Consider the following 19,542-nt stretch of genomic DNA (forward strand, 5'->3'; position numbering starts at 1 on the left):
GATCTTGCCAACCCCACCCAATCCGTCTAGTCTGTCTAGATGGAAGCAGCAACCTGGCAAGTGCAGGACGCCAAGCAGCGGCTGAGCGAGCTGTTGCGCCGGGCCGCGGCCGAAGGGCCGCAGTTCGTCACCAAACATGGAGAGGAGGTGGCCGTGGTGCTGGACATCGCGGACTACCGCAGGCTGGCCGGAGGCGGTGAAGCCGTCGATTTCAAACTCGTGCTGTCCGGTGAGCAGCACCATCCCGAATACGGGGAGGCGCTGGCCGACGTGCTGGAGGAGATCGCCGCCGAACGCGCGGAGGATCTGCCGAGGGATGTCGCGGAGGTGAGCGGGTGAGCTTTCTGCTGGACACGAACATCGTGTCCGAGGCCCGGCGCCGCACCCAGAACCCGGGTTTCGCCCGGTGGTGGGGCGGGGTGTCGTCGAGCAGGCTCTATTTGAGCGCGCTGACCGTGGGAGAGATCGAGAGGGGGATAAGCAAGCTCAGGCATCGAGGAGAGCGGGACAGGGAACGTGCGGACGCGCTGGCCGGCTGGCTGGCCGGGCTCACCGCGCAGTTCTCGGAACGGATCCTTCCGGTGACCGCAGAGATCGCGGCCGAATGGGGCAGGCAGTACGCGCCGCGGAAAGTGCCGTCCATCGACGGGCTGATCGCCGCGACCGCCCGGGTCCACGAGCTCACCCTGGTCACCCGGAACCTCGCCGACATGGCGGGCCTCGGGGCCCAGGTGCACAACCCGTTCGACTAGTCCCTGGTGCGTCGCCGTGCCGAAGAACGGATCAAGACGTCCGGACGGCTTGATCGGACAGGTCCGGCGGGGCCGTGCTCAGCCCGGCCGTGCTTTCAGCCCAGCCTTGTTTCAGCCCAGCCTTGTTTCAGCCCTGCACCTGTTCAACCCTGTCCCTGTTCAACCCCGCCCCTGTTCAACCCAGTGGAGCCGCGGGAGTGCCCTTGCTCTCCGTGACTTGCGGCTTTTTCCGGCGACGGTCCCCGCGGGCGTCGTCGAAGTCGACGAAAAAGGTGCCGGCGGCCATGGCCACCAGGAGCGCGAGTCCGAGAATCGAGCCGACCCAGGTCAGGATGATCGAGAACATCGTGAGCCTCCTCCCTGCTCAAGGTCCCTTTCGAGACCTCTTGAACCCCTGACACAAGGGTCACCGCAGGGGGCTGTAGCCGGTATCGGCCAACCGGTTACACGTACTGAGCGTGGATCGGCCGATCGGCCGAGGAAAGCCGTCCGCCGGTCGCGGTGCGCGACAGACCGGTGACCGGAGCTCGCCGGTGGTGCGATGGCTGGTCCTTGTGAGGGAACCGCCGGAAATCGCCCGTGTGATCGGGTTCCGGTGAAGTGATCTTGGATGTCGCCGTGAACGCTCGCCGTGAGTAGAGATTCCGTGCGTGCCCGGCTACTCAGCGTCCCCGTTCAGAGCTTGCGCAGCCGGACCCGGTTGATCGCGTGGTCGGCGTCCTTGCGGAGGACGAGGGTCGCCCGGGGCCGCGTCGGCTTGATGTTCTCCATCAGGTTCGGCTCGTTGATCGTGCGCCACAGGTGGCGCGCCTCGGCCCGGGCCTCGTCGTCCGGAAGCCCGGCGAAGTGGTGGAAGTGTGACGCAGGGTCCGCGAACGCGGTGTGCCGCAACTTGAGGAAGCGCTCGACGTACCAGCGTTCGATGTCGGTCGTCGCCGCGTCCACGTAGATCGAGAAGTCGAACAGATCGGAGACGCTGAGCCGGGGGCCGGGCTGGAGGACGTTCAGACCTTCGAGGATCAGGATGTCGGGTTGCTGAACGACCTGTTCCTCGTCGGGAAGGATGTCGTAGGCGAGGTGCGAGTACACCGGCGCGCTGACCCGTTCCGCCCCGGACTTGACCTCGGTGACGAACCGCAGCAGCGCCCGGCGGTCGTAGCTCTCCGGGAAGCCTTTGCGGTGCATGATCCCGCGCCGGACCAGTTCGGCCCGCGGGTGGAGGAACCCGTCGGTGGTGACCAGATCGACCCTGGGGTGATCCGGCCAGCGGGCGAGCAGGGTGCGCAGGATGCGCGCGGTGGTCGACTTGCCGACGGCGACGCTGCCGGCGATTCCGATGATGTACGGCACCTTGGTGCCCCGACTGTCTTCACCGAGAAAGGTGGTGGTGGCTTCGTACAATCGTTGCCGGGCGGCGACCTGGAGATTGATCAGCCGGGAGAGCGGCAGGTAGACCTCCGCGACCTCGGCCAGGTCGACCTGTTCGCCGAGACCGCGCAGCCGCAGCAGTTCCGCGGCCGTCAGTGGCAGGGGAGTCGACCTGCGCAGCTCGCGCCACTGCTCACGGTGCAGCTCGACGTAGGGACTGAGCTCACGGACCCGCGGCATCGCACACTCCTCGCCCGTCGCCTGCGCTGGCGCCGTACAAAACCGTGTTGACGAGTTCTCGGCGGGTGAACGTGCCGCGAACCGGATGAAGCCGCTTTAACGGTAGGGCTTACGGCTCGTGAACGCGCTTCGATGTGATGTACCCCGCTTCGGGGCGTTACCGTCCGTTACGAGGGCGGCCGGGGGTGAAGACCTCGTCCCACGCGGCGGCGACCTGCCGGGCGCAGGAGGCGGGCGCGACCCCGCCGACGCCGGTACCGAGTCCGGGCATCGCGATCGTGTGCACCAGATCCCGGATCCGGCCCTGGTCGACCCGGCCGTCGCGCCACTGCTGGAAGACCGCCCTGGCGGCCAGGTACGGGTGCACGGTGTCGCGCGGGAGGCTTTCGCCGGGTTCGCGCATCGTCGGCGCGCTGATCAGCCAAGCGGGTTCCGCCTCGCCGGTGGGCACGATCACCGCTTCGCCGATCGGGAGTTCCCCGCCGTGGTAGGCGAGGACGGCGCTGCGCACGTTCTGCTCGACGTCGGGGTAGGCGCGGGCGTAGACGGCGTCGATGCCGCCGCGCATCCAGCCGTAGGAGTTCGCGGGGCTGACGACGGCCTGGGCGACGACGTCGAGAACGGACCCGCGGTGCACGAAGACCCGGCCGTCCACAGTGTCCGCGACGGTGGTCCAGGCTTCGGCGAGCAGGTCATCGACGGCGCACAGCACCAGCTCCGGAGTGGGACGGTCCGGCAGGGGAGCGAAAGCGGAGCCGACATCCTCTCGGCCGGTGTGCGTGCCCGGTTCGGCGGTCACGCCCTAAGCATGGCAAAAAAAGCCACCCGGCGTAACCGGTGCGCGTACCGGCTGTCCGAGTGAAAGTCGCCACCCGCGGCGTGCGTAATCTGGCGGGGTGTCACGGATCGCCTACTTCGGCCCCCAGGGAACCTTCACCGAACAGGCCGCGCGCCGGCTCGCCCCCGGCGAGGAGCTGATCCCGGCCGAGACCATCCCGGCGGCACTGGCCGCGGTGCGCTCGGGCGCGGCCGACGCGGCCTGCGTCCCGATCGAGAACTCCGTGGAGGGCGCGGTCACCGCCACCCTTGACAGCCTGAGCGAGGCCGAACCGCTCGTCGCGGTGGCGGAGGCGCTGCTGCCGGTCCACTTCAGCGTGCTGACGCGTCCGGGCACGACCGAGATCCGCACCGTGGCGAGCCATCCGCACGCGCTCGCCCAGGTCCGGCACTGGGTCGAGGCGAACCTGCCCGGCGCCCATCCGGTCGCGACGTCGTCCACCGCCGCGGCCGCGGTCGCGGTAGACGCGGGAGAGTTCGACGCCGCCGTCACCGCGCCGGTCGCCGTCGAGCACTACCCGCTCCAGGTGCTGGCCACCGAGGTCGCCGACGTCCGCGACGCCAAGACCCGGTTCCTGCTGGTCCGCGCGCCCGGTGAGCTGCCGGCGCCGACCGGGGCCGACCGCACGTCGATCGTCGCCGCCGCGACGAACCGGACCGGTGCCCTGGCGGAACTGCTCACCGAACTGGCGGTCCGCGGGATCAACCTGACCAAGCTGGACGCCCGCCCGACCAGGAACAACTTCGGCGAGTACCGCTTCTTCATCGACTTCGAGGGCCACGTGGCCGAGCCCCGGATCGGCGACGCGCTGGCCGCGTTGCGCCGCCGGTGCCGCAACGTCCGGTTCCTCGGCTCCCACCCGCGCGCGGACAACGGCACGACCGAGATCGAGCCGGGCGCCGCCAACGAGGATTTCACCGACGCGATCGGCTGGGTCGAGTCGGTACGGAAGGGAGCACAGGCGTGAAACTTCTCCTCGTCCGCCACGGCCAGACCGACGGCAACGTGCGCGGCGCGCTCGACACCGCGCTGCCCGGACCGCCGCTCACCGAACTGGGTCGCGAGCAGGCCCGCGACCTCGCGGTGAGGCTCGGCGGCGAGCCCATCGTCGCGGTCTACGCCTCGCAGGCCGTCCGCGCCCAGCAGACCGCCGCGCCGCTGGCCGCCAAGTTCGGCTTCGACGTCCAGGTCGTCGACGGCGTGCACGAGGTCGCCGCGGGCGATCTCGAAGGCAAGACCGACAAGGACTCGATCACGACCTACATGAGCGTCGTGCGCCAGTGGACGCTCGGCGAGCTCGACCCGCCGATCCCCGGCGGCGAGACCGGCACGCAGGTCCGCGCCCGGATGCTCGACGCGGTCGCCCGGCTGCGCGCCAAGCACGAACAGGCCGACGCGGACGGCACGGTGGTCTTGGTCAGCCACGGCGGCGCCATCCGGCTGGGCGGCGAATGGCTCGCCGGGAACGTGACCGCCGAGATCGCCAACCAGGGCCTCATCCCGAACACCGGCGTCGTCGAACTCGTCGCGAACCCCACCGGCTGGACCTGTCTCACCTGGGCGGACGTTCCCGTTGAACGCTGACCAGGGACGTTTGCCCCCGCCTCCGACGGGGAATACGCCCCACAAGATCGATTAACACCTTGTGGGGAATTAACCGGGCTGAGCGCAACCCCCGCGGCGGACAACACGTCTACTGAACGGTGGGTCACCCGGCTACAGGGAGGCGAATGACCATGGTTCGTTCGAAGATGCTCTCCATCGGCGGTCTCGTCGCGGGCACCGCCGGGTTGCTGCTGCTCAGTGCCTGCGGTTCGGAAACCGCACCGGTCGCGCAGAGTTCGTCCGCGGCACCGTCCAGTTCGGCGCCCGACACCTCGGCCGCGCCCAGCGCGAGCTCGTCGAGCCCGGCACCGGCCTCGCAGCCCGCCCAGGCGCCCGCCCCGGCGCCGAAGAACGACGGGCTCTGCAAGGCGGGCGACGTCAAGCTGTCCGTCGGGGGCGGCGACGCGGCCGCGGGCACGGTGTACCGCAAGCTCGTCATCACCAACACGAGCGGGCACCAGTGCACCATCCAGGGTTTCCCCGGCGTCTCTTACGTGACGGGCGCGGACGGTCACCAGGTCGGTGAGGCCGCGTTCCGTGCCGGTGACAAGGGCGGGCCGGTCCAGCTGAACAACGGCGAGAGCGCGTCCACCGACATCGGTTTCGTGAACGTCCGCAACTACGACGAGGCGGTCTGCAAACCCACCGAGACCCGGGGGCTGCGGGTGTACCTGCCGCAGGAGACGGCGTCGAACTTCGTGGCGATGCAGGGGCTCGGCTGCTCGGGGAAGATCCCCGGCAACCAGCTGACCGTCAAGACGGTCCAGAAGGGCTGACGCCTAGAGCTGCGTGCAGAGCTGTTCGGCCTGCGTCAGGTGCCGCTGGCCGGCGATCTCGTTGAAGTGCAGGCTGAACACCATGCGGCTGACACCGTCGATGTGCTCGGCCAGCGGCCGGTAGGTCTCGTTGGCGGCGGCCGCCGCGGCGGAGAGTTCGCGCGCGGCCGTCATCCGGTGCAGGATCTCGGGGGCCAGCACGGCCACGGTCCGGTCGCCGGGGGAGTCGGTGGTGTCCGGGATCGTGCCGACCCTGGCCAGGGCGTTGCACGCGTCTTGGGCGTCTTCGAGCGCCCCCGCGTTGACGCCCGAGAGCGCCCAAAGCATGCCGATCACGCCACCGCCGATTACGAAACCGGCGACGGCGGTGAGCACTTGCGGGCGTCTGGAAGGTTCCGTCGTCCCCACGTCGCCCTCCGGCACCAGTGTCTGCTGCATCGCGGACCTCCCGTCACCAGCTGGCGGTGATGGATATTTCAGCACCAAAGGGCCGGGTTTTCACTGGTCTTGGTGGAGAACCGGGACCTCCGTGGCCGTTTCGTCATCGAAGGCGCCTCGCCGTAACGAGACGAACGCGAAACCGGCTACTCCGAACAGCAGCAGCCCGGACGCCAGGAACGTCCGGGCCGGGGAGCCGAGGACGTGGGTGAGAAGCCCGCCGAGCAGCGCGCCGATCGGGATCGCGCCCCAGACGACGGTGCGCCACACGCCGAGGATCCGGCCGAGCAGTTCGCCGGGGACCAGCGTGTGCCTCGCCGTCCCCAGCACGATGTTCACCGCGACGACGGCCGCCGCGAACAGGCCGAACAGTGCCGCCCCCGCCACCGGCGAGCCGGTCAGGCCCATGCCGGTGAACGCCGCGCCGCAGCAAGCGGTGCCCCCGAGGAGCACCGCGCGACGGCTGGACACCTTCACCAGCCGCGGAGCCACCGCCGCGCCCAGCAAACCGCCGATGCCGCCGACGAACGCGAAGACCCCGAAGGCCGCTTCGCTGAGACGCAGGTAGTCGATCGCGTACAGCACCAGCTGCGCCTGCGCGAGTTCGCTGACCAGGCTGATCAGCCCGGCGACGACGACCAGGCGCAGCACCAGTCCACTGTGCTTCAACCAGCGGAAACCCTCCGCCAGCTCGGCGCGAAGCGCGGTACGCGAGTTCTCGGCGGCTGTCGTCGAAGGACGAGCCCGGTAGCTCCCGGCGAGGCCGATCAGCACGACCGCGGCGATCGCGAAGCCCGCTGAGTTGAGCAAGAACGGGAAGGCCGCGAAGAGCGCGAAGGTGGCGCTGCCGATCGGCCCGCCGAGGAAGGTCTGGCCGACGATCTCGCAGGCCTGGAGCTTGCTGTTCGCGCCGTCGAGCGAACCCTCGCCGACGACGGCCGGGATGAGCACGTTCGCGGCGCTGTCGGCGACCACCTCGGCGAAGCCGATGAGCAGGGCGGCGGCGTAGACCAGCCAGATCGTCGCCCCGCCGGTCGCGACCAGGGCGGCCGTCCCGCCGACGACCACGGCGCGGGCGCTGTTCGCAAGGATCATCGCGCGCCGCCGGTCGATCCGGTCCAGGAGCGCGCCCGCCGGGAGCGCGAACAGCAGCCACGGCAGGAACTGGGTCGCCGAAAGACCGGCGATGAGCAGCGGGTCGCGGGTCAGGGTGACCGCAAGCAACGGGAACGCGACCTTGCCGATCCCGTCGCCGAGATTCGACGCCGCGCTCGACGCGAGCAGCCAGCGCAACCGCCGGTCCCCGCGCCCGCGCACCGTCGACTCGGCCATGCACCGCCTCCCCAGGCATTCGCCGGCGCCGGCCGACGACAACGTGGTCGAAAGTTTAGCGGGGCTGTCGCTCAAAGTGGCTGGGTTGTTACGTCCAGTTAAGAATCCGGAGAACCCTTGGTGCCCGACGCACAATAATCTCCCACCATGCCGCCTCCGGCGCGGAATCCGTCGGCGGGGGAGCAGGGGACCTTTGCTATCGCCCGTTCGGCGGCTCAGCCCCAGCCGAGTTCGTGCAGCCGCGCGTCGTCGATGCCGAAATGATGGCCGACCTCGTGGACCACGGTGATCAGCACCTCCTCGACGACGTCCTCCTCGGTGTCGCACATCTGCAGCAGCGGGCGCCGGTAGATCGAGATCCGGTCCGGCAGCACCCCGCCGTACTCGTGTGTCCGTTCCGTCAGTGCGACACCGTGGTAGAGCCCGAGGATCGTGGGCGACTCCTCGTTGAACTCCTCGACGAGGACGACGACGTTGTCCATGGCGTCCGCGAACTCGGGCGGGAGCTCGTCCAGCGCCTCCGACACCAGCTCTTCGAAGCGCTGCCGGGTCATCTCGACGGGCACGGGATCACCCGCCGGTCTTCGGCGCCGAGGACGACGCCGGCGGGCCGCCGCCGTCCGAGGGCGGGGCGTCCCCGTTGCCGACCTTGACGCTCCCGGTGACCGGGGCGAGCCCCTTGTTGTCCGGCAGGACCGCCGCCACCTTGCAGTTCACCAGCGTCGACCCGGCGTCCCAGCTCTCCTGCTCACGGACGTCCCAGCTGAGGATGACCTTCTTCGCCGCCAGGTCCGCGTTGCCGGTGTACTCCTGCGCGGCGGTCGAGCATTCGGTGTCCAGCCAGGTGTTCTGCTGCTCCTGCGACGGGTAGGCGTCCTTGAACTTCGTCTTGAGGTCGATCGTCGCGATCATCTCGTACGAATGCGGCTGGGCGCAGTCGATCGGGTCGCCGAAGCTGTTGTTGAGCAGCGCGAGGCAGGTGCCCGGCTCCCACACCGCCGACTGGTTCTGCTCCTTCGCCTGTCCCTTGGTCGGCTGGAGCTTGCCGCCCTGGCCCGCCCACTGCAGGCCGCATCGGAGCTGCCTGTCGCCGTCTTCCCACTGCGCGGGCGTCGGCCGGAGCAGGTTCATGCTCAGCTTGCCGTACGGATCCAGCGTGCGGCCGAGGTACGGCTTGACGTCGACCGTGCAGCGTGACCGGGAGATCTCCTGCCACTGCTCCAGGTTCGGGCTCGGCACGCCCGCCGGGTACTGCGCGCCGATGTCGACGATGCTGGTGACCTCGAACAGATGGGACTCCGCGCACGACACACGCTTCGCGTCGGTGGCGTCCGGGTTGTTCCAGGTCAGGCAAGTGCCAGGGGGAGACTGGAACGCTTCGGCCGCGGCGGGCGACAGTTTGGGGGCGCCTCCGCCCGCACCGCCCTCCGGGCCTACGTTCCACGAGAAAGCCACACTCAGCGAAAGCGCGATGATCGCGCCCACGAACACACCGGCCATGACGAGCCGGGTGCGCAGGGTGCTCAGCGCGTTTCGCGGATCACGGAACCGCTCGGCCTGTTGAGACATCCACTCCATGATGCCCGCGCCGCACGTAAGGTGCGCGTACCGGGTGGTTAGTGTTGGACACGGGTTCGGGCCGGCGGGCGATTACGGAGCTTCGATGACGCAGGATGACAGCCAGGGGGCACAGGCGCCTCAGGAGCCGCCGAAGCGCGGCACGATGCGGTTCCAGGACGGCAACACGCAGGCGCGGCAGCCGTCGCTGGCCGAGCAGCGGGCACGGCAGCAGGCGCTGGCGGAGCAGGAACGACAAGAGGCGCTCCAGGCCGAACAGGCCCGAGCCGCCGAGAAGAAGTCTTCGACCAAGAAGAAACTCCTGATCGGGACCGGGGTGACCGTCGGGCTGGTCGGCCTGGTCGCGACGTTCTACACCGTCGCGAAGCCCGAGAACGTCACGGCGACCTGCGTACGCGACGACATCGTCGACAACGACCAGAACTGCGACGAGAACTACGTACGGTCGCACGGCGGTCACGTCAGCGGCGGGTTCTTCTTCATCCCGATCCCGGGCGGCGGCGGATACAACAGCTACCGCTACAACTACGGCGGCACCGGCGCGATCGGGCAGCGCGTGTCCGGCGGCTCGTACACCGCGCCGTCGAACGCGAACGTCACCACCAAATCAGGCAAGTCCGTCCAGCGCGGCGGGTTCGGCATCAGCGGTAAGAGCGGTACCTCCGGCGGTACCGGCAAGAGCGGGGGCTCGTAGTTGTATCGGGATTCCAAGCCGCCCCGGCGGGACTGGCAGAACATCGTCGAGGAACAGGGCCTGGTCTTCGGCACCCCCGCCCGTGACGGCGCCGGCAAGTCCAGGCCGTACTGGGACGAGTCGGTCCACTACGTCTTCGACATGGACGAGATCCTGTCCGTCGAGGCGGACGTCGAACTGCTGCACTCGATGTGCCTCGAAGCCGTCGACAATGTGATCACCACCGAGCAGTACCACCGCTTCGGCATCCCCGAGTGGGTCTGGCCGCATATCGCGGAGTCGTGGAAGCGGCAGGATCCGCACGTCTACGGCCGGTTCGACCTCCGCTACGACGGCAAGAGCCCGGCGAAGCTGCTCGAATACAACGCCGACACCCCGACCTCGCTGCTCGAAGCCGCGGTGCTGCAGTGGCACTGGAAGACCTCGGTCTTCCCCGACGACGACCAGTGGAACTCGATCCACGAGAAACTGGTCGAGCGCTGGGGCGAACTCGCCGAGAAGCTGCCCTCCAACGAGTTGCATTTCACCTGGTCTTCGGCCGATCCGTCCGGCGAGGACCACGTGACGACGGCGTACCTCCAGGAGACCGCGGCCGAGGCCGGGCTCGACACCGTCGGCCTGTCGATCGAGGAGATCGGCTGGGACCCGGTGCTCAAGCGGTTCGTCGACCTCGAAGAGGCGCAGATGGCGACCGTGGTGAAGCTCTACCCGTGGGAATGGGTGGTCGACGAGGAGTTCGGCCGCTTCGCCGTCGAGACAATGCCTCGCACGCTGTGGGTCGAGCCGCTGTGGAAGATGATCCTCTCCAACAAGACGCTGCTCGCGATCCTGTGGGAGAACTACCCGGGGCATCCGAACCTGCTGCCCGCCTTCGCCGACGACCCCGGTCTGCTGACCGAGTACGTCCGCAAGCCGAAACTCGGCCGCGAAGGCGCGAACGTGCAGATCGTCGCCACCGGGTACGAGACGCAGACCGACGGTGTCTACGGCGCGGAAGGCTACGTCTACCAGGCGTTCGACCCGCTTCCGGAGTTCCAGGGGTACCGGCCCGCGCTGGGCGCGTGGATCGTCGGGGACCAGGCCGCCGGTCTCGGTATTCGCGAGACGGCAGGACTTGTCACAGACGACGGTGCGGCGTTCGTCCCGCACCGCATCGTCGAGTCGTGATAGAAGCAACCGCACAAACCTGACATTCGTACCTCTGGGAGCACCCTGTGACCACCACCCTTGCGCTGTCCGACACGTTCGGCTCCGACCTCGTGCGAGGGATCGGCGCGATCCTGCTGTACGGCGTCGTCGGCCTGCTGATGATGTTCGCCGGGTTCTGGGCGATCGACTGGACCACGCCCGGCAAGCTGTCCCAGCTGGTCACCCGCGGCCTGCCGAACGCGGTCATCGTCACCGCGTCCGGCCTGCTGTCGATGGCCTTCATCATCGTCGTGGCGATCGCGAACTCCGCCAGCGATCTGACCGAGGGCCTCATCACGTCGCTGGTTTACGGCCTGCTCGGCATCATCGTGCAGGTGCTCGCGGTCCGGCTGCTGGAGTGGGCGACCCGCATCGACATCCGCTCGACCATCGAGAGCGAGAAGTTCGCCCCGGCCAGCGTCGTGGTGGCCTCCGCGCACCTGGCGCTCGGCCTGATCGTGGCCGTTGCCATCTCGTGATCTTCTGACTTCCGAAACCGGCATAGGCGCACGATTCCCACTAACGTGGGACTCGTGCGCCTTTTAAGGACACCGGAAGACCGGTTCTCGGACCTGCCCGATTTCGATTTCGAACCGCGCTACGCGGAACTCGTCGACCTCCACGGCGGCGTGATCAGAGTGGGTTACGTGGAGGCCGGACCCGAGGACGGCCCGCCCGTCCTCCTCCTGCACGGCGAGCCGACGTGGTCCTACCTCTACCGGAAGGTCATCCCGGTGCTCGCCGACGCCGGGCTGCGCGCCATCGCGCCCGACCTGGTCGGCTTCGGCCGCTCCGACAAACCCGGCGACATGGTCGACCACACCTACCAGCGGCACGTCGAGTGGATGCGCGCGTTCGCCTTCGACGTCCTCGACCTGACCGACGTCACCCTCGTCGGCCAGGACTGGGGCGGCCTGATCGGCCTCCGGCTGGTCGCCGAGAACCCCGACCGCTTCGCCAGGGTCGTCGCGGCCAACACCGGCCTCCCCACCGGCGACACCGACATGCCGGAGATCTGGCACAAGTTCCGGGACACCATGGAGAACGCCCAGGTCATCGATGTCGGGCGGTTCGTCCAGTCGGGCTGCCAGACCAAGCTGTCCGAGGAGGTGCGCGCCGCCTACGACGCGCCTTTCCCGAACGAGATGTACAAGGCCGCGCCGCGCGCGATGCCGTCACTCGTCCCGATCACCCCGGACGATCCGGCGTCGGCCGCCAACCGGGCCGCGCTGAAGGTACTTTCCGAGCTGGGCAAGCCGTTCCTGGTCTCGTTCTCCGACGGCGACCCGATCACCGCGCCGTGGGGCCTCGAACTGCGGGCCTCGATGCGCGGCGCCCGGGAACTCGAGCATCCGACCATCACCGGCGCCGGCCACTTCCTCCAGGAGGACGCCGGTGTGCGGCTGGGCGAGGTCATCGCCCGCTTCGTCACCTCCTGACCGGGCATGACATGAAAGGCCCCTTCATTGCAAAATTTGCAATGAAGGGGCCTTTCATGTCGCTTGTCAGGAGATCGCGGCCAGCGAGTCCACGATGATCCCCAGGCCCTCCGCGGCCTCCTCGGCGGTCAGCGTCATCGGCGGCGCGATCCGCAGCACGTTGCCGTGCAGCCCGCCCTTGCCGATCAGCAGCCCGCGCGCCTTGGTCTCCTCCATCATCCGCGCCGCGGCCCCCGGGTTCGGCTCCATGCCGCCCGGCTGGACCAGCTCGACGCCGATCATCAGGCCCTTCCCTCGGACGTCCCCGATCAGCGGGTTCCCCGCCGCGCGCAGGCCGTCGAGCAGTTCGTTGCCCCGCGCGAGCGCGTTGGCCTGGAGGTCGTGGTCGGCGATGTGGTCGAGTACCGCGGCCGCGCCCGCCATCGCGACCGGGTTGCCGCCGAAGGTCGAGATCGAGTTCGCGGTCAGGCAGTCGACGAGATCGCCGCGGGCGACGAGACCGCCGATCGCGAGCCCGTTGCCGAGGCCCTTCGCGAAGGTCATCGCGTCGGGGACGACGTCATGCGCCTGGATTCCCCAGTAGTGCTCCCCGGTCCGGCCCCAGCCGGTCTGGACCTCGTCGGAGATGAACAGGATCCCGTACTGGTCGAGGACCTCCTTCATCGCCTTGAACAGGCCGTCCGGCGGCGAGCTGAATCCGCCGACGCCCTGGATCGGCTCGGCGATCATGCAGGCGACGTCGCCCGAAGTGCCCGTCTCCAGCACGTCGACCAGGTCCGCGACGCACGCGTCGATGTACTCCGTGTCCGAAAGCGCCCGGAACGGGCTGCGGTACCGGTAGCCGCCGTGCACGTAGCTCACCTTCACCGGGCTGAGCGACGACGCCGACCAGCCGCGGTTGCCCGTGATGCCGACCGTCGCGAACGACCGCCCGTGGTACGAGTTCCGCATCGCCAGCACCTGGTTGCTGCGCCGGTACTGGGTGGCGAGCATCAGCGCGGTGTCGTTGGCTTCGGTGCCGGAGTTGGTGAAGAACACCTTCGCGTCCGGGATGCCGGACAGCTTCGCGATCCGCTCGGCCAGTTCGACCTGCGAGCGGATCAGGTACAGCGTCGAGGTGTGCAGGATCCCGGTGTCGAGCTGCTTGCGCACGGCGTCGCTGATCGCCGAGACGTCGTAGCCCATCGAGTTCGTCAGGATGCCCGCGAAGAAGTCGAGATAGCCGCGCCCGGTCGAGTCGATGACCCGGCGGTCCTGCGCGTGCACGATCTCGATCGGCTCGTCGTAGTAGAGCGCCAGCCACGACGGGAGTACCGCCTTGTGCCGCGCCAGCAGGTCCGCATCGGTCATCGGGTTTCTCCGTCCGCAGCAGGGAATCCGGGGCCGGGCTCAGTATGGGGACGGCCCGAAACGGGCGACAACGATCAGACTGTCGGGTTCTCCGCGGCGGCCCGCACAGTGTGTACGGGGAAACTGCCTCGAAGTGCGCGAAGGCCACGGACTACCCTTTCCACTCGTGATTGACCCCAGGACTCTGCGCGATGACCCGGACGTCGTGCGCGCTTCGCAGCGCGCCCGTGGCGAGGACGAAGGAGTGGTCGACAAGCTGCTCTCCCTCGACTCCCGCCGCCGGTCGTCGATCGCCGCCGCCGACAAGCTGCGTGCCGAGCAGAAGTCGCTGGGCAAGCTCATCCCCAAGGCCCAGGGTGACGAGCGGGCCGAGCTGCTCGCCAAGGCGAAGGACCTCGCCGCCCAGGTCAAGGCGGCCGAAGTCGAGCAGACCGAGGCGTCGGAGGAGTTCGAGCAGCTGCACCGCGTGGTGCCGAACCTCGTCCACCCCGACGCGCCCGAAGGCGGCGAGGACGACTACGTCGTGCTCAAGCACGTCGGCGAGCCGAAGAAGTTCGACTTCACGCCGAAGGACCACCTCGAACTCTGCGAGGGCCTCGGCGCGCTCGACATGGAGCGCGGCGCGAAGGTCTCGGGCTCGCGGTTCTACTTCCTCACCGGCATCGGCGCCCAGCTCCAGCTCGGCCTGCTGAACATGGCCATCGCGCAGGCGACGGCGAACGGCTTCACCCCGATGATCACGCCGACCCTGGTCCGGCCGGAGATCATGGCGGGCACCGGCTTCCTCGGCGCGCACTCGTCGGAGGTCTACCGGCTGCGCGACGACGACCTGTACCTCGTCGGCACCTCCGAGGTCCCGCTCGCCGGCTACCACGCCGACGAGATCCTCGAACTCGGCGACGGCGCGAAGCGCTACGCGGGCTGGTCGTCCTGCTACCGCCGCGAGGCCGGTTCGTACGGCAAGGACACCCGCGGCATCATCCGCGTCCACCAGTTCGACAAGGTCGAGATGTTCGTCTACACGCGTCCCGAGGACGCCGAGGCCGAGCACGCGCGCCTGCTGGACTGGGAAGAGCAGATGCTCGCCAAGATCGAGGTCCCGTACCGGGTGATCGACACCGCCACCGGCGACCTCGGCACCTCCGCGTACCGGAAGTTCGACTGCGAGGCGTGGGTGCCGTCGCAGGACACCTACCGCGAGCTGACCTCGACGTCGAACTGCACGACGTTCCAGGCCCGCCGCCTCGGCATCCGCTACCGCGACGACGACGGCCGCCCGCAGACCGTCGCCACGCTGAACGGCACGCTCGCCACCACCAGGTGGATCGTCGCGATCCTGGAGAACCACCAGCTCGAAGACGGTTCGGTCCGGGTGCCGGAAGCGCTCCGTCCCTTCCTCGGCGGAACCGAGGTGCTCACGCCGACATCGAAGTAGGGTCCGCGTCGAGGAGGGACCCGCATGAACCGCCGCAGCAAGCCGATCACCGCGCTTTTCGCGGCGGTCCTCCTGCTCGGCGGGTGTTCCGAGACGATCTCGGGTACGGCGTCGCCGGTGCCCGGCCAGGGGCCGGTGCTCACCAAGGCGGCGCCGTGCTCGTTGCTCACCCCCGAACACGCGGACGCGCTGGGGCTCAAGCGGCCCGGCATCGAGACCAAGGGCGACAAGTCCCGGCAGCTCCCGCCGATGTGCCTGCTGTCCGAACGCGACGATTCACCGCGCGGGGTGTCCCTTTCGATCACGCGAAGCATCGACATCCCGCTGAACGAGTTCTACGCCGGTGCCCAGCCCGGCGAGAAGTTCGGCATCGGCGGCTTCACCTGGACGCGGTACCCGTCCCCGCTCGGCCCGACGGCCTGCTCGCTCAGCACCGAACTCGGGCCGTCGTCGTTCGTCGAACTCGGCAGCGAGACCCAGACGGGCGCGCCCGAAGCGACGGCCTGCGACCTCGCGCTCGCCGCCGCCCCCGCGATCTCGTCGAAGCTGCCCGGCGGGCAGCCGGACCCGAAGATCGTCGCGCCGCCGGGCCAGAAGAAACCCGAGCCGTCCGGACCGTTGCTCCAGGTCGACCCGTGCGCGTTGCTGAAGCCGGACGAGGCCGCGAAGCTGGCCATCGCCGCGGGAATGCCCGTCGACCAGGCCGATCTGGCCAATCCCGAGGACAAGGGCTGCGAGTGGAAGGACTCCGACGGCGACAAGGGGCAGCGTCCGCTGAACGTGACGTTCTTCCCGTCGACGGCCGTCGCCGACGTCGCCGGGCTCGAAGGCACCCCCGAGGAGAGCGACCTCGGCGGTCGCAAGTGGACGGTCCGGTTCAACGCTTCCCTGAAGTACTGCACGGCGGCGCTGCCGATCACCGGTTCGTCCACCGTGAAGGTCTCCAGCGGCCACTGGGACGACGAGGCGAAGGCCTGTGACCTGCTGCGGGCCGCGCTGCCGACGGTGAGCGCGGCGCTGCCCGCCGGTTCGTGAACGACGGCCGCGCACAAGTAGTGTGCGAGCCGAAGAGGAGGGGACGCATGCGGTTTCGGAATTCGCTCGCGATCGGGCTGGCGGTGCTGGCGCTCGGCGGCTGCACGTCGACGATCGGCGGTACGGCGTCGCCGGTGCCCGGACAGGGACCGGTGATCACGAAGGCCGAGCCGTGCGCGCTGCTGACGGCCGAGCAGGCGGACGCCCTCGGTGTCACGTACCCGGGCAAGGAACGTCCGGCGGTCCCCGAGCGGAAGATCCCCGGGGTCTGCCGTTTCCCCGAGTTGGAGGACGCGCCGCAAGGGGTCGCGCTGGAGGTCTCGCAGAGCAAGGACCTCTCGGCGGTCGACTACTACGCGGGTGCCCAGCCCGGCGAGAAGTTCGGCGTCGGCGGCTTCACCTGGACCAGGTACGCGACCATCCTCGGGCCGAGCTACTGCTCCCTGTCCACCGAACTGGACGCGAAGACGTTCATCGAGGTCTCCAGCGACGCCCCCGCCGGCGACAACAGCAAGGCCTGCGACCTGGCGAAGGCCGCCCTTCCCGCGGTCGCCTCGCATCTGCCCGGCGGGCAGCCGAGCCCGGAGATCACCGCGCCGCCGGGACAGAAGCCGATCGAGGCGTCCGGTCCGCTGGTGAACGTCGACCCGTGCTCCCTGCTCAAGCCGGATCAGGCGGCCTCGCTCAACCTCGTGGCCGCGCGGCCGATGAACGGCTCGTCGCGGGATCCCAAGAACGGCTGCCAGTGGGACGACACGGACGGCGACAAGGGCAAGAAGGCGCTCGACCTCTGGGTCTACACGGCGACCAAGACCGCGGACGTCCCCGGTTTGGAGGGGACGCCCGCCGAGCAGATGGTGAACGGCCGGAAGTGGATCGTCTACTCCGCCTCGGACAGCCCGATCTGCGTCGCGCTCTTCCCGATCACGGAGACGTCCTCGATCAAGATCGACACCGGTGACCTCAGTGACAACGCCAAGGCCTGCGAGATCCCGCAGGCCGTCATGCCGCTCGTGACCGCGAACGCGCCCGCCGCCTAGCCCGACACCTCGTCTGCGATGTGCTTCGCGATCTCCAGCGCGCTCGTCGCCGCCGGTGAGGGCGCGTTGAGGACGTGCACCTGGTTCCGCGCGGTCTCGATCAGGAAGTCGTCGACGAGCGCGCCGTCCGGGCGCAGCGCCTGCGCCCGGACACCGGAGCCGTGCCGCACGATGTCGTCCTCGGTGACGGCGGGCACGAGCCGCGCGAGGCTTTCGGCGAAGCGGCGGCGGGAGAACGACCGGCGGACCTCGTCGAGCCCGGTCGGGTACGCGTACTTCCGCGCGAGCCGCCAGACGCCGGGGAAGCGGGCGACCTCGGCGAGATCCTTCGCGGAGACGTCGCGCCAGGTGTAGCCCTCGCGGCGCAGCGCGAGGACGGCGTTGGGGCCGGCGTGCACGCTGCCGTCGAGCATGCGGGTCAGGTGCACGCCGAGGAACGGCAGCGACGCGTCCGGGACCGGGTAGATCAGGCCGCGCACCAGATGGCGGCGTTCGGGCTTGAGTTCGTAGTACTCGCCGCGGAAGGGCACGATCCGCGCGCTCGGGGTGAGCCCGGCGAGCCGCGCGACGCGATCCGCGTGCAGGCCCGCGCAGTTGACGAGCGCGTCCGCGCGGATCACCTCGTCGCCGGTCGCCACCTCGACGTCGCCGGTGCGGCCAGGGCGGATCCCCAGCGCGGAGGTGCCGAGCCGCAGGTCGGCGTCGGACTCGTCGAGCAGGCGCACCAGTGCGGCGCAGACGGCGGGGAAGTCGATGATGCCGGTGGACTCCACGCGCAACGCGGCGACGCACGAGACCTCGGGCTCGTACTCGCGGGCCTCGCTCGGCGTGATCAGCTTGGCCGGGACGCCGTTCGCCTCGGCCCGCTCGGCGAGCACCTTCAGTGCCGGGAGCTCGGCTTCGGAGGTGGCGACGACCAGTTTGCCGCACACCTCGACCGGCACCCCGTACTGCCGCGCGAAGTCCACAATGGACCGATTGCCCGCGGTGGACATCCTCGCCTTGAAGGATCCCGGTTTGTAGTAGAGCCCCGCGTGCACGACGTTCGAGTTGTGCCCGGTCTGGTGGGCGGCCCAGCGGTCCTCCTTTTCGAGCACCGTGACGTCCAGGCCTCGTTTGGTCAGTTCCCAGGCTGTGGCGAGACCGACGATCCCGCCCCCGATGACTACGACTGTGCGCACGATCGACCAGGTTACCCGGAGCGCTACCTGACAGTTGTCAGGTTGACTGGTAGCGTACCTGACCGATGTCAGGTAAACGGTTGAGCAAGGACGAACGCCGGGAGCGGATCCTGGCCGCGGCGGCGCGCGTGTTCGCCGCGTCCGGGTACGACGCGTCCGGGATGCGCGAGGTCGCGACGGCCGCCGGGATCAGCACGCCCGTGCTCTACGACCATTTCCCGTCCAAGGCCGCGCTGTACGCCGGTCTGCTGGAGTCCGAAGTGGACAGTCTGCTGGCGGGCTGGGCGGAGCTGCCGCCGTCGGACACCGCCGAGGAACTGCTGCATGGCCGGGTCGCGGCGATCTTCGCCTGGATGGAGGCGAACGAACGCGGCTGGCGGATGATCTTCGCGGAGACGCCGTCCGACGAGGGCGTCGCCGAGGTGCACCGGCGCGGGCAGGCCAGGGCCACCGGGCAGCTGACCGAGGTGTTCGCCCGGGTCCCCGGCCTGGCGCTGACCGCGGACCTGCCGCGCGACCGCGCGAACGAAGCGCTCGCCGAAGCGGCGAAGAGCGCCTTGAACGCCATCGCCACCTGGTGGTGGAGCAACCGCGACATCCCGCGGGAGCAAGTCGTCGCGCTCACGGCGGATCTGCTGTGGCGCGGTCTGGGGAACCTGATCCAGGAGGACATATGAGCATCGACACCACCGAGCGGTACCGCCGGGCACTCGAGACAAAGGACGTCGAACTCGCGCTGAGCGCCTTCGCGCCGGACGCGATCGTGCACTCCCCGCTGACCAGCCGGGTCCGCTTCACCGGGCACGCGGAACTCAAGCCGCTGCTGGAAGTCGCCTACTCGCATCTGCGCGACGTGCGGTTCCACACCGACACCGGCGACGCGTCGACGCGGGTGGTCGTCTACACCGCGCGCATCGGCGAGGAGGAGATCGAAGAGGCGGCGGTGCTGAAACTCGGCGAAGACGGGCTCATCACCGAGGTGACGCTGTTCGTGCGGCCGCTGCCCGGGATCGTCACGCTGATGGACGCCTTCGGCCCGGACATCGCGCGTCGCAACGGGCGCACGTTCGCGGCCCGATTGCTCGCGGTGGCCACGAAACCGCTGCTGGCCATGGTGCGGTCAGGCGACCGTCGCGCCGTCCCGCTCGCCGGACCCCGCTGACGACCGCATCCAGAGGACTAAACGCGAAAGTCGCCGAACCCCGCTGACGAATGTCATGAACGGCCCTTTCCTGACGAAAAACGTCAGGAAA

Annotated in this window: 23 protein-coding genes; 14 read left to right on the top strand and 9 right to left on the bottom strand. The window is 69.2% G+C overall.

Features of this window, described 5'->3' with window-relative positions:
* Positions 1–39 precede the first annotated feature (39 nt).
* Positions 40–339: a type II toxin-antitoxin system Phd/YefM family antitoxin gene (locus IE302_RS19545; RefSeq protein ID WP_229907852.1), complete on the top strand. Its 300-nt coding sequence runs from the start codon at positions 40–42 to the stop codon at positions 337–339.
* A complete protein-coding gene (locus IE302_RS19550) occupies positions 336–752 on the top strand; it encodes a type II toxin-antitoxin system VapC family toxin (protein WP_191255935.1) in 417 nt (138 codons plus the stop codon). The genes IE302_RS19545 and IE302_RS19550 overlap by 4 nt, the downstream gene beginning before the upstream one ends.
* 175 nt (positions 753–927) lie before the next feature.
* On the opposite strand, the gene IE302_RS19555 is transcribed toward IE302_RS19550, so the two are convergent.
* From IE302_RS19555 to IE302_RS19565, 3 genes are all read right to left on the bottom strand, one after another.
* Positions 928–1,098 carry a hypothetical protein gene (locus IE302_RS19555; RefSeq protein ID WP_005149546.1) on the bottom strand — a complete coding sequence of 57 codons (171 nt, stop codon included), beginning with the start codon at positions 1,096–1,098 and terminating at the stop codon, positions 928–930.
* A 329-nt stretch (positions 1,099–1,427) separates the two neighbouring features.
* Complete coding sequence (gene coaA, locus IE302_RS19560; protein WP_005149547.1) at positions 1,428–2,360, bottom strand: type I pantothenate kinase; 933 nt, start codon at positions 2,358–2,360, stop codon at positions 1,428–1,430.
* Positions 2,361–2,517: 157 nt separating this feature from the next.
* The gene (locus IE302_RS19565) at positions 2,518–3,159 is read right to left on the bottom strand and encodes a macro domain-containing protein (RefSeq protein WP_191255936.1); all 642 of its coding nucleotides are present in this window, start codon (positions 3,157–3,159) and stop codon (positions 2,518–2,520) included.
* A gap of 97 nt (positions 3,160–3,256) precedes the next feature.
* On the opposite strand from IE302_RS19565, the gene pheA reads away from it, so the two are divergent.
* From pheA to IE302_RS19580, 3 genes are all read left to right on the top strand, one after another.
* Positions 3,257–4,165: a prephenate dehydratase gene (gene pheA / locus IE302_RS19570; RefSeq protein ID WP_191255937.1), complete on the top strand. Its 909-nt coding sequence runs from the start codon at positions 3,257–3,259 to the stop codon at positions 4,163–4,165.
* Positions 4,162–4,782, top strand: a complete 621-nt coding sequence (locus IE302_RS19575; protein WP_191255938.1) for a histidine phosphatase family protein — start codon at positions 4,162–4,164, stop codon at positions 4,780–4,782. The genes pheA and IE302_RS19575 overlap by 4 nt, the downstream gene beginning before the upstream one ends.
* Positions 4,783–4,928: 146 nt before the next feature.
* Entirely contained in the window at positions 4,929–5,579 is a 651-nt protein-coding gene (locus IE302_RS19580; protein ID WP_191255939.1) for a DUF4232 domain-containing protein, read from the top strand.
* 3 nt (positions 5,580–5,582) lie between these two features.
* On the opposite strand, the gene IE302_RS19585 is transcribed toward IE302_RS19580, so the two are convergent.
* From IE302_RS19585 to IE302_RS19600, 4 genes are all read right to left on the bottom strand, one after another.
* Positions 5,583–6,017: a hypothetical protein gene (locus IE302_RS19585; RefSeq protein WP_191255940.1), complete on the bottom strand. Its 435-nt coding sequence runs from the start codon at positions 6,015–6,017 to the stop codon at positions 5,583–5,585.
* 60 nt (positions 6,018–6,077) lie between these two features.
* Positions 6,078–7,349, bottom strand: coding sequence for an MFS transporter (locus tag IE302_RS19590; RefSeq protein ID WP_191255941.1), 1,272 nt, complete (start codon positions 7,347–7,349; stop codon positions 6,078–6,080).
* A gap of 215 nt (positions 7,350–7,564) precedes the next feature.
* Positions 7,565–7,915: a metallopeptidase family protein gene (locus IE302_RS19595; protein ID WP_020632845.1), complete on the bottom strand. Its 351-nt coding sequence runs from the start codon at positions 7,913–7,915 to the stop codon at positions 7,565–7,567.
* Positions 7,916–7,919: 4 nt separating this feature from the next.
* Positions 7,920–8,918: a septum formation family protein gene (locus IE302_RS19600; RefSeq protein ID WP_191255942.1), complete on the bottom strand. Its 999-nt coding sequence runs from the start codon at positions 8,916–8,918 to the stop codon at positions 7,920–7,922.
* Positions 8,919–9,012: 94 nt separating this feature from the next.
* Here IE302_RS19600 and IE302_RS19605 point away from each other — a divergent pair, with 94 nt between their 5' ends.
* From IE302_RS19605 to IE302_RS19620, 4 genes are read left to right on the top strand one after another with little or no spacing between them, the layout of a single operon-like run.
* Positions 9,013–9,621, top strand: a complete 609-nt coding sequence (locus tag IE302_RS19605) for a hypothetical protein (RefSeq protein WP_229907853.1) — start codon at positions 9,013–9,015, stop codon at positions 9,619–9,621.
* Complete coding sequence (locus tag IE302_RS19610; protein WP_191255943.1) at positions 9,622–10,788, top strand: glutathionylspermidine synthase family protein; 1,167 nt, start codon at positions 9,622–9,624, stop codon at positions 10,786–10,788.
* Between the two features lie 47 nt (positions 10,789–10,835).
* Complete coding sequence (locus IE302_RS19615) at positions 10,836–11,288, top strand: DUF350 domain-containing protein (protein ID WP_005149563.1); 453 nt, start codon at positions 10,836–10,838, stop codon at positions 11,286–11,288.
* A 54-nt stretch (positions 11,289–11,342) separates the two neighbouring features.
* A complete protein-coding gene (locus IE302_RS19620) occupies positions 11,343–12,248 on the top strand; it encodes a haloalkane dehalogenase (protein WP_191255944.1) in 906 nt (301 codons plus the stop codon).
* A gap of 66 nt (positions 12,249–12,314) precedes the next feature.
* On the opposite strand, the gene IE302_RS19625 is transcribed toward IE302_RS19620, so the two are convergent.
* Entirely contained in the window at positions 12,315–13,598 is a 1,284-nt protein-coding gene (locus IE302_RS19625; protein ID WP_191255945.1) for an aspartate aminotransferase family protein, read from the bottom strand.
* A 166-nt stretch (positions 13,599–13,764) separates the two neighbouring features.
* Here IE302_RS19625 and serS point away from each other — a divergent pair, with 166 nt between their 5' ends.
* From serS to IE302_RS19640, 3 genes are read left to right on the top strand one after another with little or no spacing between them, the layout of a single operon-like run.
* On the top strand, positions 13,765–15,033 hold the full coding sequence (serS, locus tag IE302_RS19630; RefSeq protein ID WP_191255946.1) for a serine--tRNA ligase: 1,269 nt from the start codon (positions 13,765–13,767) through the stop codon (positions 15,031–15,033).
* A gap of 24 nt (positions 15,034–15,057) precedes the next feature.
* On the top strand, positions 15,058–16,068 hold the full coding sequence (locus IE302_RS19635) for a DUF3558 family protein (protein WP_191255947.1): 1,011 nt from the start codon (positions 15,058–15,060) through the stop codon (positions 16,066–16,068).
* A gap of 47 nt (positions 16,069–16,115) precedes the next feature.
* A complete protein-coding gene (locus IE302_RS19640) occupies positions 16,116–17,108 on the top strand; it encodes a DUF3558 family protein (protein ID WP_191255948.1) in 993 nt (330 codons plus the stop codon).
* Here the strand turns inward: IE302_RS19640 and lhgD are convergent.
* A complete protein-coding gene (gene lhgD, locus IE302_RS19645; RefSeq protein WP_373308010.1) occupies positions 17,105–18,361 on the bottom strand; it encodes an L-2-hydroxyglutarate dehydrogenase in 1,257 nt (418 codons plus the stop codon). The genes IE302_RS19640 and lhgD overlap by 4 nt on opposite strands.
* 8 nt (positions 18,362–18,369) lie before the next feature.
* Here lhgD and IE302_RS19650 point away from each other — a divergent pair, with 8 nt between their 5' ends.
* Together IE302_RS19650 and IE302_RS19655 are read left to right on the top strand one after the other, a co-directional pair.
* Positions 18,370–18,966, top strand: a complete 597-nt coding sequence (locus IE302_RS19650) for a TetR/AcrR family transcriptional regulator (protein WP_191255950.1) — start codon at positions 18,370–18,372, stop codon at positions 18,964–18,966.
* Positions 18,963–19,451, top strand: coding sequence for a nuclear transport factor 2 family protein (locus IE302_RS19655; RefSeq protein ID WP_191255951.1), 489 nt, complete (start codon positions 18,963–18,965; stop codon positions 19,449–19,451). The genes IE302_RS19650 and IE302_RS19655 overlap by 4 nt, the downstream gene beginning before the upstream one ends.
* Positions 19,452–19,542: the final 91 nt, after the last annotated feature.

The organism is Amycolatopsis oliviviridis, from assembly GCF_014654365.1.
Taxonomy (GTDB): Bacteria; Actinomycetota; Actinomycetes; order Mycobacteriales; family Pseudonocardiaceae; genus Amycolatopsis; species Amycolatopsis oliviviridis.

Coding starts and splice junctions, on each gene's coding strand:
- IE302_RS19580 (WP_191255939.1), top strand. CDS start 4,929: ATGACCATGGTTCGTTCGAAGATGCTCTCCATCGGCGGTCTCGTCGCG.
- IE302_RS19555 (WP_005149546.1), bottom strand. CDS start 1,098: ATGTTCTCGATCATCCTGACCTGGGTCGGCTCGATTCTCGGACTCGCG.
- IE302_RS19545 (WP_229907852.1), top strand. CDS start 40: ATGGAAGCAGCAACCTGGCAAGTGCAGGACGCCAAGCAGCGGCTGAGC.
- IE302_RS19585 (WP_191255940.1), bottom strand. CDS start 6,017: ATGCAGCAGACACTGGTGCCGGAGGGCGACGTGGGGACGACGGAACCT.
- IE302_RS19640 (WP_191255948.1), top strand. CDS start 16,116: ATGCGGTTTCGGAATTCGCTCGCGATCGGGCTGGCGGTGCTGGCGCTC.
- coaA (WP_005149547.1), bottom strand. CDS start 2,360: ATGCCGCGGGTCCGTGAGCTCAGTCCCTACGTCGAGCTGCACCGTGAG.
- IE302_RS19590 (WP_191255941.1), bottom strand. CDS start 7,349: ATGGCCGAGTCGACGGTGCGCGGGCGCGGGGACCGGCGGTTGCGCTGG.
- IE302_RS19625 (WP_191255945.1), bottom strand. CDS start 13,598: ATGACCGATGCGGACCTGCTGGCGCGGCACAAGGCGGTACTCCCGTCG.
- IE302_RS19605 (WP_229907853.1), top strand. CDS start 9,013: ATGACGCAGGATGACAGCCAGGGGGCACAGGCGCCTCAGGAGCCGCCG.
- IE302_RS19655 (WP_191255951.1), top strand. CDS start 18,963: ATGAGCATCGACACCACCGAGCGGTACCGCCGGGCACTCGAGACAAAG.
- IE302_RS19600 (WP_191255942.1), bottom strand. CDS start 8,918: ATGTCTCAACAGGCCGAGCGGTTCCGTGATCCGCGAAACGCGCTGAGC.
- IE302_RS19635 (WP_191255947.1), top strand. CDS start 15,058: ATGAACCGCCGCAGCAAGCCGATCACCGCGCTTTTCGCGGCGGTCCTC.